Below are 15,003 nucleotides of genomic sequence, written 5' to 3' on the forward strand. Positions count from 1 at the left end.
ATGACCGGCCGGCGCCGCAAGGCGCCGGTTGTTTTTGGGGCCGCCTCGGGACCATCCGAGGCCAAAAGTAAAGCCGGCATTAACCAAGTTCGTTTACGTCTTGTTGAGGACAGCGCCCGGCATCCGGCCGCGGCGCCCGACGACCGCCCGGCGTGCCGGGCGAGAGGCTGAGCGATGTCGAACACCCGGAGCCTGCCGCGCACCGCTGCCGACCGCCGAACCCCGACGGAGCCAGGGCTCCGTACCCCCTCGCCGCTGCGCGAATTGTTCGCTCCGCTCGAACAGCTTCTGGCCTGCGGCGGCGACGCCCGGCTCGCGGTCGACCGAACCACCGGCCGCAATGCCTATGGCTGCAGCCCGACTCCGACCCCCGAGATACCGAGCTTTTCGTCCTGCACCGCGACCACGATCTCGCAGCGCGGCTACGAGGCGGCCGAGCGCGCCCGCACGGCGCTGATGTCGTCGGCGATGCTGCACGGGCTGATCGAGTGTTTCGACGCCCGGATCGAGGCGATGCGCGACGAACTGAAAGCGCTGCTCGGCCTGGAGCACAGCGGCGCCGACGTCGTGTTCTCGGCATCGGGCACCGACGCACAACTGCAGGCGCTGGCGCTGACCCGCGCGCTCGCCGGCGGCGAGGTGACGACGCTGATCGTCGCCGCCGACCAGACCGGCACCGGCACCGTGCACACCGCGCGCGGCCATCATTTCAGCGAGCGCAGCACCAACGACTGCAAGGTGGCCAAAGGCACGCCGGTGACCGGGCTCGGCCCGGTGCGCAGCCTCGCGCTGCGGCTGCGCGACGCCGACGGCCGGCTGCGGTCGCCCTCGGCGATCGATGCAGAATTGCTGGAGACGGTGGAGTCGCTGGTCGCCCAGGCCGAAACGGTGATGCTCGAAATCATGGATTGCTCCAAGCTCGGCCTGCAGGCGCCGAGCGACCGCTGCACCGCGGAGATCGCGCGGCGCTGGCCGGGCCGGGTGCAGATCGTGGTCGACGCCTGCCAGATGCGGCTCGGCCGCCGGCGGATCGCGCGCTGTCTCGCGCGCGGCGATCTGGTGCTGCTGACCGGCTCGAAATACTACGCCGGCCCGGCGTTCAGCGGCGCGCTGCTGGTGCCGCCGCGGTTCGGCGCGCAGATCGGCGCGCTGACGCAACTGGCCCCGGGCCTGGCCGACTATTCCGGCCGCAGCGACTGGCCGATGCGCTGGCGGACCCTGCGCGCGCAATTCTCGGCCGCGCCGAATTTCGGTCAATGGCTGCGCTGGGAAGCGGCGATGGAGGAAATTCGCGCCTACACCGCCGTTCCCGACGACTTCCGCCGCGCCGCGCTGCGCACGCTCGGCGACGGCATCGCCAGGCTGATCGCGGCGTCGCCGGCGCTGCGGCTGTTGCCGCCGCAGCCGCATCCCGAACGCGGCGACGAATTCGCCGCGCCCTCGATCTTCGCCTTCACCCTCGCGCCCGGCGGCGCGCCGCTGTCGCTGGCGCAATGCCGCGCGATCCATGCGGCGCTGCGCGACGGCGCGCCCGGCGCCACGCCGTGCCTGATCGGACAGCCGGTCGGCTGGGGCGGCGTCAACGAAGACGCGGTGGCAGCGCTGCGAATCTGCATCAGCGCCCGCCATGTCATTGACGCCTACGCCGCGGATCCCGACCTCGCGCACGGTGCGCTCGACCGCATTCTCGACGACGCCGCGACCATCGTCGCCAGCATCGACGCGCTGCTGCAGCAGCCGGCCCTATCGCAGTGACCAAGGACGAACATGCCAACTGAGACGCAGCAGCCGCCCGCCCCGCAGCCGATCGCCGACCGGATCGGCTTCGCGCGCCTGACCAAGCGGGCGTTCGACGGCGAGAATTTGTTTCCGCTGTGGCAGAGCCTGATGACCAAAGTCGACGACGGCGCCGCGACCGCCGGCGAGCAGCTCGATCTGGCGCTGATCACGCAATTGTTCGGCCACAAGCAGGCCGGGCTGTCGGTGCAGACCGAGACGCTGGCGCAGCATCAATTGTTCCGCTCGCCGTGTTCGAGCGAACATCCGCGGATGCGGGTGCTGGCGCTCGCCGCCGACATCGACATGGGCGGCAACACGCCGATCGAATTTCTGCTGGAGACCTCCGGCATCGAGCTGCTGACGCTGTATGTGGTCGACGGCGTGCCGCTGCCCGATCCGCTGCCGGCGCACGATCTGGCGATCGTGATCGCCTCCGACTCCGAGGAATGCCGCGGCGCGCTGGCCAAGATCGCGGCGCGCGCGCCGGACTGGCCGGCGCCGCTGCTCAACCCGCCGCAACTGATCGGCCATCTCGACCGCGACAAGCTGTATCGGCTGATTGGCGACGTCGAAGGCCTCGACATTCCCGCCACCGTTCCGGTCGGTCGCGACGCACTCGCCGCGGTGGCGGCGGGCGACGCGGCGCTCGCCGACGTCACCAACGGCGTCGGCTATCCGATCATCGCGCGGCCGCGCGGCTCCCATGCCGGCTTCGGCCTGGCGCGGATCGAGGACCAGGCCGCGCTCGCCGCCTATCTCGAGGACCGCACCGAGGACGAGTATTTCGTCGCGCGCTATGTCGACTACGCCAGCGACGACGGGCTGTTTCGCAAATATCGAATCGTCGTGGTCGACGGCAAGCCCTATGCCTGCCACATGGCGATCGCCGACCGCTGGGACATCTGGTACCTCAACGCCGGGATGGCGCAGAGCGCCAGCAAGCGGCTGGAAGAGGCGGCGTTCTTCCACACCTTCGACTTCGGCTTCGCGCGGCGCCATCGCACCGCGCTCGACGGCATGATCGAACGGATCGGGCTCGATTACTTCACCATCGACTGCGCGCAGACGCCGGCCGGCGATCTCCTGGTGTTCGAGATCGACAACACCGCGGTGGTGCACAACATGGACAGCGCGGAGCTGTATCCCTACAAGCCGCCGCAGATGATCAAGATCTTCGAGGCGTTCGCGGCGATGCTGGAGCGTCGCGCGGCGTCGCGTCGACAGAGCGTCGCGTGAGTGGGGCGGAGCGCGCCGGCGGGCATGCCGGCGCGTCGAGCCTCGATCCCGACGACTGGGACGGCCTGCGCGCCGACGCGCATCGGATGCTCGACGACATTATCGACTACATCGCGGATGTGCGCGAGCGACCGGTGTGGCAGCCGATCCCTCCCGAGGTGCGGGCGCGCTTCGGCGAAACGCTGCCGCGCGGCGAAACGCCGCTCGGCGAGGTGTATCAGGAGTTCTCAAACAGCATCGCGCCCTACGCGACCGGCAACGTGCATCCCGGCTTCATGGGCTGGGTGCACGGTGGCGGCACAGCCGTCGGCATGCTCGCCGAGATGCTGGCGGCGGGGCTGAACGCCAATTGCGGCGGCCGCGATCACATCGGCATCGAGGTCGAACGCCAGATCGTGCGCTGGGTGCGCGAACTGTTCGGCTTTCCGCAGACCGCGAGCGGCGTATTCGTCACCGGCTCGTCGATGGCCAATCTGATGGCGCTGCTGGTGGCGCGGACCGCCGCGCTCGGGCCGCAGGTGCGCGAGGGCGGACTATCAGGCGCGCCGCTCACCGCCTACGCCTCGGCGGCGGCGCATGGCTGCGTGATCCAGGCCGCCGATCTCGCCGGCCTCGGCCGCGGCGCGCTGCGACGGATTCCGTTCGACGCCGCCCACCGCATCGACATCGCCGCGCTGCGCGCGCGGATCGCGCAGGATCGCGCCGCGGGCTTTGCGCCGTTCCTGGTGACGGGTTCGGCCGGCACCGTCGACGTCGGCGCGATCGACGACCTCGCCGCGCTGGCCGCGCTGTGCCGCGAGGAGAAGCTGTGGTTTCACGTCGATGGCGCCTACGGCTCGCTCGGGATGCTGTCGCCGCAGATCGCGCCGATGCTCGCGGGGCTGAGCGAAGCGGATTCGGTCGCGCTGGATTTCCACAAATGGGGCCAGGTCAATTACGACGCCGGCTTCCTGATCGTGCGCGACGGCGACCAGCATCGCGCGACCTTCGCGGCGCCCGCGGCCTATCTGCGCCGCGAGACCCGCGGGCTTGCCGGCGGCTCGCCCTGGCCGTGCGACTATGGGCCGGACCTGTCGCGCGGCTTTCGCGCGCTGAAGACCTGGTTCACGCTGAAGACCTACGGCGCCGACCGCCTCGGCGACATGATCGCCAACACTTGCGCGGTGGCGCGGCATCTCGAAGCGCGCGTGCTGGGCGAATCGAAGCTCGACATGCTGGCGCCGGTCGCGCTCAACATCGTCTGCTTCCGCTATCGCGCACCCTCGGGCGACGCCGATGCGCTGAACGCCGAGATCGTCGCCGATCTGCACGAATCCGGCATCGCCGCGCCGTCCTCGACCATGATCGACGGCGCCCTCGCGATCCGCGCCGCGATCGTCAATCACCGCACCCGGTTCGAGGACGTCGACCGGATGGTCGATGCAGTGCTGCGTTTCGGTGCGGCGCGAGTAGAGCACTTCATCGATTGATTGAAGCGATATGGCCGTTGCCAGATGTACGGACTCCTCATCCTGAGGAGCCCGGCGAAGCCGGGCGTCTCGAAGGATGCGGCGACGCAGGGCCCGTAGCGCATGGTTCGAGACGCATGGTTCGAGACGGCGCTTCGCGCCTCCTCACCATGAGGTTGTGCCTGTGGTGAATGTCCCGGAACGCCAGTGCTGATTCCATCAGGGACAGAACGGCTCCAATCAGCCTCGCCGCGAGCACAGCGATCCGCGGCGAGCGCGTCGCACGCAATCCGGAATGACGAACGCTCAGTTTTCCGCGCACACGTGCCAAATCACCGCACCCCGGGCGCCGTCATACGCACGACAAACACCGGGCGGTATTTGCCGGCGAAGCCACGCCCGGAGAACCAAATGGCCCGCAAACCCGCCGCCAAGGCGACCAAGAAGCCGTCCAAGCCCAAATCTTCCAGGACAGCGCCTTCCAGGACAAAGCCTTCCAACACCGATTCTTCCAGGACAGAGTCTTCCCAGACCAAGCCTTCCCAGACCCAGCCTTCCCGGCCGACGCGCAAGCAGCCCCTCGCAGCCGCGCCGACGATGCGGCAGCGGATCGAGGCGGAAATGCTCGACGGGTTCGACGAGGAGCTGGAACTCGAAATCGACGACGATCGCCTCGACGCGCTGACCAACGAATTCGCCGACCACTCGCCCGCCGACACCGTCGACCGCCGCATCTATTTCAAGGAGCTGTTCCGGCTGCAGGGCGAACTGGTGAAGCTGCAGAGCTGGGTGCAGCATCAGGGCCTGAAGGTGGTGGTGGTGTTCGAGGGTCGCGACTCCGCCGGCAAGGGCGGCGTCATCAAGCGCATCACCCAGCGGCTCAATCCGCGGATCTGCCGCGTCGCGGCGCTGCCGGCGCCGAGCGTGCGCGAACGCAGCCAATGGTACTTCCAACGCTACGTCTCACATCTGCCGGCCGCCGGCGAGATCGTGCTGTTCGACCGCTCTTGGTACAACCGCGCCGGCGTCGAGCGGGTGATGGGCTTCTGCACCGAGGCCGAGGTCGAGGAGTTCTTCCGCTCGGTGCCGGAATTCGAGCGCATGCTGGTGCGCTCCGGCATCGTGCTGATCAAATACTGGTTCTCGATCACCGACGACGAGCAGCAGCTGCGCTTCATGATGCGCATCAACGATCCGCTGAAGCAGTGGAAGCTCTCCCCGATGGACGTGCAATCGCGCGCGCGCTGGGAGAACTACACCAAGGCGAAGGAAGAGATGCTGGAGCGCACCCACATCGCCGAGGCGCCGTGGCACGTGGTGCAGGCGGTCGACAAGAAGAAGGCGCGGCTGAACTGCATCGCGCATCTGCTGGATCAGGTGCCGTACGAGGAAGTTCCGAGCGAACGCGTCGTGCTGCCGCCGCGGATCCACCACCCGGACTACATCCGCACCCCGATCCCGCCGGAGATGTACGTGCCGGAGCGATACTGAGAGTATGCGGGGCGCGCTGCGGCCGGACAGACGCGCCCAGACCAGCCTTTCCCCCGCAACAGCGGGGCGAGGAGAAAGCCGCCGATGCGGCGCTGCGTCACCTCTCCGCAGTCATTCCGGGGCGCGCGTGAAACGCGCGAACCCGGAATCCAGAGGTTCAGGGACATCTCGAGATTCCGGGTTCGCTCGCTGACGCGAGCGCCCCGGAATGACGAGCTGTTAGTCTTGGATCTTCGAGAAGTCCGCCACCGCACGCGTCGCGGCGCGGATTTCGCCCAGCAGCTTCAGGCGGTTTTCGCGGACGGCTTTGTCGTCGGCGTTGACAGTCACGTGCTCGAAGAACGCATCGACCGCCGGCCGCAAGCCGGCCATCGCGCTCATCGCGGCGGCGAAGTCCTCGCGCGCCACCGCCTCGGTCGCCTCCGCCCGCGCCCGATCGATCGCAGCCGCGAGCGCCTTCTCCTCGTCCTGCGCGTAGAGCGACGCATCCGGCGCGCCGTCGAAGGGGCGGCCGTCCTTCTTCTCCTCGATCCGCAGGATGTTGGCGGCGCGCTTGGTGCCGGCCAGCAGATTCTTGCCATCGTCGGTGGCGAGGAATGCCGCCAGCGCCTCGACGCGGCGGACGATCATCAGGATGTCGTCCTGCCCTTCCAGTGCGAACACCGCATCGACGAGATCGTGCCGGGCGCCCTGATCGCGGAGTTGGACTTTCAGGCGGTCGGCGAAGAAGGAAAGGAGATTGCCATCACCTTCAACAAACCTACTTAGCTCTAGTGCTTTGACGTTCTTCACCACATCGATCGTCGAGCGCGACGATACACTCGTGAAATACCAACGCTCCACGTCGGTCAGTGATCGTTGCAAGACTCGCAGCGCCAAAACATCGAAGATACTTAGTCGCAGATTGCTTTCAACAATCAACCTAATCACCCCCAGCGCCGCGCGTCGCAGCGCATACGGGTCCTTGCTGCCCGTCGGCTTCTCGTCGATCGCCCAAAATCCGACCAGGGTGTCGAGCTTGTCGGCGAGCGCCACGGCAATCGAAACCGGATCGGTCGGGACGCGATCGGCCGGGCCCTGCGGCTTGTAGTGTTCCTCGCAGGCGGCGGCGACGCTGGCGTCTTCGCCTTGCGCCAGCGCGTAGTACTTGCCCATCAGGCCCTGTAGCTCGGGGAATTCGCCGACCACTTCGGTCAGCAGGTCGGCCTTGCACAGCTTGGCGGCGCGCTTGGCCTTCTCGACATCGGCGTCGACCAAGGGCGCGATCTCGGCGGCGAGGCGTTCGATGCGGGCGATGCGTTCGGCTTGCGTCCCGAGCTTTTCGTGGAACACGATCTGGTCGAATTTCGGCAGCCGGTCTTCGAGCTTGGTCTTCAGATCGGTGTCGTAGAAAAACTTCGCATCGCTCAATCGCGCGCGGATCACGCGCTCGTTGCCGGCGGTGATGGCGGCGCCGCCGTCGCTGGCTTCGATGTTCGCGGTCAGGATGAACTTGTTGGCGAGCTTGCCCGTTGAGGGATCGCTGACCACGAAGCACTTCTGATTGGCGCGGATGGTGGCGCGGATCACTTCGCCGGGGATCGACAGGAAGGCTTCGTCGAACGAGCCCATCAGCGCCACCGGCCATTCGACCAGCCCGGAGACTTCGTCGAGCAGGCCCTGGTCCTCGACCAGTTCGTAGTTCTGCGCCTGCGCCAGCGTCTTGGCGTCGGCCAGGATGATGTCCTTGCGGCGGGCGGGATCGAGCACCACTTTGGCGGCGTACAGCTTCGCCTCGTAATCCTCGAAGCGGCGGACGCTGATCTCGTCCGGCGCCATGAAGCGATGGCCGCGCGTCATTTGCCCGGCCTTGATGCCGCTGATCTCGAAGATCACCACATCCGGCTCTTCGGTGTCGATGCCGAAAGTGGCGACGATGGAGTGCAGCGGCCGCACCCATTGCAGCGCGCCGGGCTTGGCCGAGCGCTCGCCCCAGCGCATCGATTTCGGCCACGGGAAGGTGCGCACGATCACCGGCAGGATCTCGGCCAGCACGTCGATCGCGGGCTTGCCCGGCTTCTCGATCAGCGCGACGTAGAAGTCGCCCTTTTTCGGGTCCTTCTGGATCGTGGCCTCTGCCAGCGAGGCGAGCCCGGTGGCTTTCAGAAAGCCCTGCACGGCCGCATCCGGCGCGCCGACCTTCGGGCCCTTGCGCTCGTCCTTCAGATCCGGCTGCCGCGCCGGAATCCCGTGCACCGTCAGCGTCAGCCGCCGCGGCGTCGCGAACGCTTTCGCGCCCTCGTAGACGAGGCCTTCGGCGACCAGCTTGTCGGTCACCAGCCGCCGCAGATCGTCGGCCGCCTTGGCCTGCATCCGCGCGGGGATTTCTTCGGAGAACAGTTCGAGGAGGAGATCGGGCATTATCGGCTCTCCCCACGCACGGCATCACCCTCCCCTGGAGGGGGAGGGTCGCTCGCCGACGGCGAGCGGGGTGGGGTGACAGCGATCGCGTTATAGATTGCGTCCAACACGGCTTCGGTCTTGCTCATCACATCATTGTTCCAAAATCGGATTACCCGGTAGCCTTCCGACTGCAGCCATCGCGTCCGAACCTCGTCACGCTTCAGGCCGTCTTCGTCGCCGTGCTGCGAACCGTCGACCTCGATGATCAGTCGCTTCGCGAGGCAGGCGAAATCGGCGATGTAGGGCCCGATCACCACCTGCCGTCTGAAGTGACTTCCTTCCACATTCATTCGTCGCAAACGCCGCCACAGGATGTCTTCGGCAGCGGTGCTGCTCGCCCGCAGTTTGTGCGCGGTGGCGCGCTTGAAGTCGCTGATCCGGCGTTTGACCATGTCGCAACCGCTGTCACCCCACCCCGCTCGCTTCGCGAGCGACCCTCCCCCTCCAGGGGAGGGTGATTGGTCGTGTTCGCTGCCCCCCGACCCCTCCCCGCAAGGGGGAGGGGAGCAGGAGCGTCCTCGTTGTCGTGCCCCCGCTCGCTGCGCGAGCGACCCTCCCCCTCCAGGGGAGGGTAAAGAACTAAGCCGCCGCCCCGCCCGCTTCGGTGTGCACCCAGGCTTCGCCGCAGGCTTTCGCCAGTTCGCGGACGCGGAGGATGTAGCTTTGGCGTTCGGTGACCGAGATCACGCCGCGGGCGTCGAGCAGATTGAAGACGTGGCTGGCCTTGATGCACTGGTCGTAGGCCGGCAGCGCCATGGCGTGGGCTTCGCGCTTATCGCTGGTCCAGCCGGCGTCGAGATACTTTTTGCAGGCGGCCTCGGCCATCTTGAACTGCTCGAACAGCATCTCGGTGTCGGCGACCTCGAAATTGTGTTTCGAATATTCCTTCTCGGCCTGCAGGAAGACGTCGCCATAGGTGACCTTGTCTTCGCCGCCGCGGCCGTTGAAGTTGAGGTCGTAGACCCGGTCGATACCCTGGACGTACATCGCCAGCCGCTCTAGGCCGTAAGTGAGCTCGCCGGCGACCGGCGCGCATTCCATGCCGGCGACCTGCTGGAAGTAGGTGAACTGGCTGACTTCCATGCCGTCGCACCAGCACTCCCAGCCGAGCCCCCAGGCGCCCAGCGTCGGGCTCTCCCAGTCGTCCTCGACGAAGCGCACGTCGTGCAGATCGGTATCGACGCCGATCGCCTTCAGCGACTTCAGATAGAGGTCCTGCAGGTCCGGCGGCGACGGCTTCAGGATCACCTGGAACTGGTAATAGTGCTGCAGCCGGTTCGGGTTCTCGCCATAGCGGCCGTCCTTCGGCCGGCGCGACGGCTGCACGTAAGCCGCATTCCAGCGCTTCGGGCCGAGCGCGCGCAGCGTGGTCGCCGGATGGAAGGTGCCGGCGCCGACCTCCATGTCGTAGGGCTGCAGGATCACGCAGCCGTAATCGGCCCAGAAACGCTGCAGCGTCAGGATCAGGCCCTGGAACGATCGTTCCGGGCGCATGTGGGGAGGCGTCGGGTCCATGAGCGGCTTTGGATTCACAAGGGTTTTCGGAAAGCGGGCGGACCGTATCGAGGCGGCCCCGCCAAATCAAGGCGACGGCCGCCAAACCGGCGTCGCGGCCGCGCATTTACCCGACGTTAACCACGATCGGGAGGCCCGGGCGCGGCGCTGAAATTCGTTAGCAACTGCCGGGTAACGATCGGAGCATGGGATTAGCCCGCGGCTGGGGAGCCGTGGGCGAACGCGACGGGACCGGGAATGACGACCATCCAGATGATCGGCGCGCTGATGGTGGCGCTCACCATCGTGCCGCTGTTGAGCGGCGGAATCCGCGACCGTCGATAGGCATCGGGGCGCCAGCGCGCCCGAGCGATTGCAACCTCCAAGGTTGCGTGCCGGCCTTGCGGGCGATGCCCCGCCCCAGGGCCGGCACCGGAATCCGGCCGGTCCCCCGGAGCTGCGAGCGATCAACCGGGCCGATACGCGCCCGTCACCGGGTCCTTGCGCAGCGTCGGAATTTCGGCCGGCTGCGGCTCGGCGAAGATCGCGGAGCGCGCGTCGTCCAGTTCCTGATTGATTCGGCCGGCGGTCCGGAAGGCCCAGCGCACGAGCGCGATCCCTACCAGACTTCCGGCAAGTACAAGCAGCGGCGGCATTGGTCGATCCTCGTCTCGGTCACGTCACGCCCCGGCGATAGTCTCGCTGAATCGCGCCCGCCCTGCAATCGCATCCGGCGGGGCGAAACAGCGCGCTCGATACCTTCTAAAAGCCGTATTTCGCCCAGATGGCGCGCGTTTCCAGCGCCGAGATCAGTTGATCGGGCAGCGCCGCGAAGCCGTCGAGCGACGCCTCCGCGCCCGCGCCCGACGATTTGCGCATCAAGCCCGACAGCAGGCCGGTCGGCGCCGCGATCACCGGGGTGCGGACCTTGTCGCCGAATTTTCCGCGTAGCACCGCACGGAGGTCGCCGATCGCGTCGGAAAGACCAAGCGCCACCGAGGTGCCGCCCGCCCAGTACTCGCCGGAGAACAGCTTGTCCTCGTCGCCCTTCAGCCGCGCGCCGCGACTGTCCTTCACCAGCGAGATGAACAGCGCGTGGATCTCCTGCTGCAGCGCCTTGACGCGCGCGACATCGCCAGGGTCCTCGGGCAGGAACGGATCGAGCTGCGCCTTGTGCTCGCCGGCGGTGTAGAGCCGGCGCTCGACGCCGATCTTCTTGATCAGCTCCTGGAAGCCGAAGCTGCCGCCGACCACGCCGATCGATCCGACGATCGACGACGGGTCGCAATAGATCTCGTCGGCGCCGCAGGCGATCATGTAGCCGCCGGACGCCGCGACGTCCTCGACGAAGGCATAGACCGGCAGCTTCTTCTCGGCCGCCAGCGCGCGGATCCGCAGATAGATCAGCCGCGACTGCACCGGCGAGCCGCCCGGCGAGTTGATCGCCAGCGCCACCGCCTTGGCGTTGCGCGTCGCGAACGCGCGCTCCAGCAATTTGGCGACGCCCGCCAGCGACATCCCTGGCCGCAGCGGCGTCACGGCGCCGATCACGCCCGACAGCCGCACCACGGGAACAACCGGGATGTCGGAGCGGAACCTGTCCGGAATCCACTTGCCGAAAGTATCGAGCAGCCCCGAAGAGCTTCGACCAGCGGTCACCGGTTCGTTCATGCGTTCACCCGAGAGTTGATCATTTCACTACCTGTTACGTCGTGGTCTGGAACGCGTTTTGCAGCACCGAGTTTCATGAGCGGTTTCATGACCGAGTTTCATATAGGAACGCGGCTTCGACGACGCAGCGGAGGGGAAGATGAAAATCTATTTGTTGATGCTGCTGATGGGGGCCATTCTGGCCTCGGCTCACTTCACCGCCAAGCCGGATCGGCAAACCAACCCGACGCCGCACTAATCGCCGATGCGCAATTCTTGCCGGGCACTCGCGATTATGTGATTGCGGCCGGCAATATCTGCTCACCGTTCAGGACCGCGCGGGCCGAATTTGTCGGTATTCCAGAGGCCTCGTTGAGATGCAGCGCCGCGTCGATTCGAAGCGGCGCCCGCCCGCCCTTCACGGCGCGTATCAGCACCCGGATCGCCGGCTCGTCCGGCTTGCCGTGGACTGGTAGCAGCCAAAGGCCGCCGAAGCCGCGGCCGAGCGCCGCCAGCACGTCGGCCAGTCCGTCGGCCCGCCAGATCAGCGTCAGCGCCCCGCCCGATTTCAGAACGCGCCGCGCGGCATGGACCCAGGATTCCAAAGTCGTGGCGGTCGCCACATGCGCGATCTGCCGCGCGCCATCGGGCGAGCCGCGATGCCGGGCGGGATCGTTGAACGGCGGATTCATCAGCACGACATCGACGCTGTCCGGCGACAGGCCCAGTGCCGCGAAGTCGTCCGCGCTGGCCTGCACATCCAGCACCATTGCGTCGGCGCGGATGCCGTTGGCTGCGGCGTTTGCGCGCGCCAGACCGGCGAGGAACGGATCGCGCTCGACCAGCACCAGATCAAGACCCCCGACCCGCGCGGCCAGCGCCAGCCCGGCCGCGCCGACGCCGGCGCCGAACTCGACGACCCGGTCATCCGGCCGGGCCCTGGTCGCCGCAGCCAGCAGGATAGCGTCATGGCCGGCACGGTGGCCGGAGACCGGCTGCCGTAGCCGCAATCGCCCGCCGAGAAAGCCGTCCTCGGTGGTCGGGGCAGGATCAGTCATCGGTGCGGAGTTCGTGGGCCAGACCCGCGTCAGTCAAAACCTGACGCGCGGAGCGGAGGTCGTCCGGATGGACCAGAACGCGCCTCGGAATCACCCCGACCGACCCCTCCAGCACGCTCATGTTCTGGTCCATCACCAGATAGTCGATCTCGGCGCCGTCGAGCAGAGCCCCGACCGCCGAGATCAACACCACGTCATTGGTCCTCACCAGTTCCCGCAACCTTGCGCCTCCCCTGATCCCTGCATTATAGCTCCCGGCGACCGAGATGGGCGACCGACTTGGACGACCGACTTGGGCGACCGACTTGGGCGAATGCTCGTCTCGTGAGCCGGCCGGTCCCATGTTATAGTCGGGACCTGGACGAAGAGCGAAATCGCCGACCGGCAGCGCGGCGACGTCCCACTTCGCCCCGAGCAACGAAATCAGGGAGTTTTCGCGCGGACTCGATGTGCCGGAAACCTCCCGAATCTGGAGACTGAGCGTGGCCGTAGTCGTACCCTTCGAAGGCCCCCCGTCCGCCTCGATCGACCAATTGGTCGGACTTGTCGCGGCCGACATGGAGCGGGTCAACGCCACCATCCTGTCGCGCACCGGCTCGGACGTCACGATGATCCCCGAGGTCGCGAACCATCTGATCTCCTCGGGCGGCAAGCGGCTGCGGCCGATGCTGACGCTGGCGATGGCCAACCTCACCGGCTATGCCGGCGACGGCCACATCAAGCTCGCCGCCGCGGTCGAATTCATGCACACCGCGACGCTGCTGCACGACGACGTCGTCGACGAGAGCGAGATGCGCCGCGGCAAGAAGTCGGCGCGGATGCTGTGGGGCAACGAGGCCAGCGTGCTGGTCGGCGACTTCCTGCTCGGCCAGGCGTTCCGGATGATGGTCGAGGTCGGCTCGCTGCGGGCGCTCGACATTCTGTCGGCGGCCTCGGCGACGATCGCCGAAGGCGAAGTGATGCAGCTCGCCGCCGCCAAGAACACCGCGACGACCGAAGACGAATATCTCGCGGTGATCCGCGGCAAGACCGCCGAACTGTTCGCCGCAGCCTGCGAGGTGGGCCCGGCGATCGCCGAGCGGCCGAAAGCCGAGCAGTCGGCCTGCCGCTCGTTCGGCATGAATATCGGCATCGCGTTCCAACTGGTCGACGACGTGCTCGACTACGGCGGCAAGGCCGCCAAGCTCGGCAAGAATGTCGGTGACGATTTCCGCGAGGGCAAGATCACGCTGCCGGTGGTGCTGGCGTTCCGCCGCGGCAACGATTCCGAGCGCGCCTTCTGGGTCAAGGCGCTGGAGCGTGGCGAAATCACCGAGGCCGATCTCGATCAGGCGATCGCCCTGATGGCCAAGCACCGCGCCCTCGAAGACACCATCCAGCGCGCGCATCATTACGGCGCGATGGCGGTCGACGCGCTGGCGCTGTTCCCGCCGTCGCCGATGAAGACCGCGCTGGAGCAGGTCGTGGCGTTCTGCCTGGCCAGGTCGCACTAGGCTGCAGCGGCGCTGGGACTGCCAGCCCGTCACCGGCATCACGATCCATCGAGACGCGCGCCCCGTAGGGCGCGCTGCTCATCCGACGCGGCGCGCCGTCGACGGCGATTTAGCGACGGCCGACGCGATTGACCGGACCGCCCATATTGCGCCCGACGCCGCCGACACCGACGCCCGGACGACCAACGCCAGCCCGACCGACACCGACGCGACCGACACCGACCGGCCCGGCCACCGCGGCGCGCGCGACGGGTGCGCCGACGTTAGCTGCGGCGCAGCCGCGCGGTCCGCAGGCCACCACGGCTTCCGCCGGCCTGGCATCGACGGCGACGAGGCCGAGCATCGACAAAGTGAGAGCGGCGAGAACAGCGCGCGGCGAGAGAACACGATTGGTCATGACAAGCCTCCATTGGATTTGAGCGGGGTCGTGCTGCGGATGTCCGAAACGGCGCCCGCAGTCGCCGGGTCTCAACTCAGAGCGGCGAATCCGCCCGCGTCATCCCTGAATGCGGGATGCCGAGATCGCGAATTGTCCGGTCGTCTGTCGTCGGCGCGCAGCCGCCTATCTCGGGCTGGCCTTGTCATGCGCCGGAGTTTCCTCCGACGACCACCATGGCGGGTAAACATGACCAACGCCTTGGTAATTTAGATTGTATTAGTTCAACCACCATCGAAAGCGCCGGCGCGCCGATCCGCCGACAACGCAAGCGTGGTGCCCCGAAGCCCGCCGTCTTGGCGCTCGGCCCAGCATCACGCTGCGGATATGGTCAGTCCGGTCGTGGCGTGGGCTGCGCGGCAGGAACTAGAGCCGTTCTGTCTCCGATGGAATCAGCACTGGCGTTCAGGGACTCTGACCACAGGCACAGCCTCATGGTGAGGAGGCGCGAAGCGCCGTCTCGAACCATGCGCTGG

The 15,003-nt window shown here is 67.3% G+C and carries 14 protein-coding genes; 5 read left to right on the forward strand and 9 right to left on the reverse strand.

Annotated elements, in window-relative coordinates; genetic code table 11:
• Nucleotides 1-174: 174 nt before the first annotated feature.
• From SR870_RS14995 to SR870_RS15005, 3 genes are read left to right on the forward strand one after another with little or no spacing between them, the layout of a single operon-like run.
• Complete coding sequence (locus tag SR870_RS14995) at nt 175-1,755, forward strand: hypothetical protein (RefSeq protein ID WP_322514338.1); 1,581 nt, start codon at nt 175-177, stop codon at nt 1,753-1,755.
• Between the two features lie 12 nt (nt 1,756-1,767).
• Nucleotides 1,768-3,015 carry a hypothetical protein gene (locus SR870_RS15000; protein WP_322514339.1) on the forward strand — a complete coding sequence of 416 codons (1,248 nt, stop codon included), beginning with the start codon at nt 1,768-1,770 and terminating at the stop codon, nt 3,013-3,015.
• Nucleotides 3,012-4,484, forward strand: coding sequence for a pyridoxal phosphate-dependent decarboxylase family protein (locus SR870_RS15005; RefSeq protein ID WP_322514340.1), 1,473 nt, complete (start codon nt 3,012-3,014; stop codon nt 4,482-4,484). The genes SR870_RS15000 and SR870_RS15005 overlap by 4 nt, the downstream gene beginning before the upstream one ends.
• Nucleotides 4,485-4,795: 311 nt before the next feature.
• On the opposite strand, the gene SR870_RS15010 is transcribed toward SR870_RS15005, so the two are convergent.
• Nucleotides 4,796-5,035, reverse strand: a complete 240-nt coding sequence (locus SR870_RS15010; protein ID WP_322514341.1) for a hypothetical protein — start codon at nt 5,033-5,035, stop codon at nt 4,796-4,798.
• 25 nt (nt 5,036-5,060) lie between these two features.
• On the opposite strand from SR870_RS15010, the gene ppk2 reads away from it, so the two are divergent.
• Nucleotides 5,061-5,954 carry a polyphosphate kinase 2 gene (ppk2, locus tag SR870_RS15015; protein WP_322514342.1) on the forward strand — a complete coding sequence of 298 codons (894 nt, stop codon included), beginning with the start codon at nt 5,061-5,063 and terminating at the stop codon, nt 5,952-5,954.
• Nucleotides 5,955-6,173: 219 nt separating this feature from the next.
• On the opposite strand, the gene glyS is transcribed toward ppk2, so the two are convergent.
• From glyS to SR870_RS15050, 7 genes are all read right to left on the reverse strand, one after another.
• Nucleotides 6,174-8,354 (reverse strand): glycine--tRNA ligase subunit beta, encoded by a 2,181-nt coding sequence (gene glyS, locus SR870_RS15020; protein ID WP_322514343.1) that lies wholly within the window; start codon nt 8,352-8,354, stop codon nt 6,174-6,176.
• Nucleotides 8,354-8,788 (reverse strand): endonuclease domain-containing protein, encoded by a 435-nt coding sequence (locus tag SR870_RS15025; RefSeq protein ID WP_322514344.1) that lies wholly within the window; start codon nt 8,786-8,788, stop codon nt 8,354-8,356. The genes glyS and SR870_RS15025 overlap by 1 nt, the downstream gene beginning before the upstream one ends.
• 187 nt (nt 8,789-8,975) lie before the next feature.
• Nucleotides 8,976-9,911 (reverse strand): glycine--tRNA ligase subunit alpha, encoded by a 936-nt coding sequence (locus SR870_RS15030; protein ID WP_322514345.1) that lies wholly within the window; start codon nt 9,909-9,911, stop codon nt 8,976-8,978.
• A 446-nt stretch (nt 9,912-10,357) separates the two neighbouring features.
• Complete coding sequence (locus tag SR870_RS15035) at nt 10,358-10,546, reverse strand: DUF4234 domain-containing protein (protein ID WP_011439991.1); 189 nt, start codon at nt 10,544-10,546, stop codon at nt 10,358-10,360.
• Nucleotides 10,547-10,652: 106 nt separating this feature from the next.
• Nucleotides 10,653-11,561 carry a S49 family peptidase gene (locus SR870_RS15040; protein ID WP_322514346.1) on the reverse strand — a complete coding sequence of 303 codons (909 nt, stop codon included), beginning with the start codon at nt 11,559-11,561 and terminating at the stop codon, nt 10,653-10,655.
• 272 nt (nt 11,562-11,833) lie between these two features.
• Nucleotides 11,834-12,598 (reverse strand): tRNA1(Val) (adenine(37)-N6)-methyltransferase, encoded by a 765-nt coding sequence (locus SR870_RS15045; RefSeq protein ID WP_322514347.1) that lies wholly within the window; start codon nt 12,596-12,598, stop codon nt 11,834-11,836.
• The gene (locus SR870_RS15050) at nt 12,591-12,818 is read right to left on the reverse strand and encodes a DUF2007 domain-containing protein (RefSeq protein ID WP_322514348.1); all 228 of its coding nucleotides are present in this window, start codon (nt 12,816-12,818) and stop codon (nt 12,591-12,593) included. The genes SR870_RS15045 and SR870_RS15050 overlap by 8 nt, the downstream gene beginning before the upstream one ends.
• A gap of 262 nt (nt 12,819-13,080) precedes the next feature.
• Here SR870_RS15050 and SR870_RS15055 point away from each other — a divergent pair, with 262 nt between their 5' ends.
• Entirely contained in the window at nt 13,081-14,091 is a 1,011-nt protein-coding gene (locus SR870_RS15055) for a polyprenyl synthetase family protein (protein WP_322514349.1), read from the forward strand.
• Between the two features lie 109 nt (nt 14,092-14,200).
• Here SR870_RS15055 and SR870_RS15060 read toward each other — a convergent pair whose 3' ends face one another.
• Complete coding sequence (locus tag SR870_RS15060; protein WP_322514350.1) at nt 14,201-14,488, reverse strand: hypothetical protein; 288 nt, start codon at nt 14,486-14,488, stop codon at nt 14,201-14,203.
• Nucleotides 14,489-15,003 lie beyond the last annotated feature (515 nt).

The organism is Rhodopseudomonas palustris, assembly GCF_034479375.1.
Classification (GTDB): Bacteria; Pseudomonadota; Alphaproteobacteria; order Rhizobiales; family Xanthobacteraceae; genus Rhodopseudomonas; species Rhodopseudomonas palustris_M.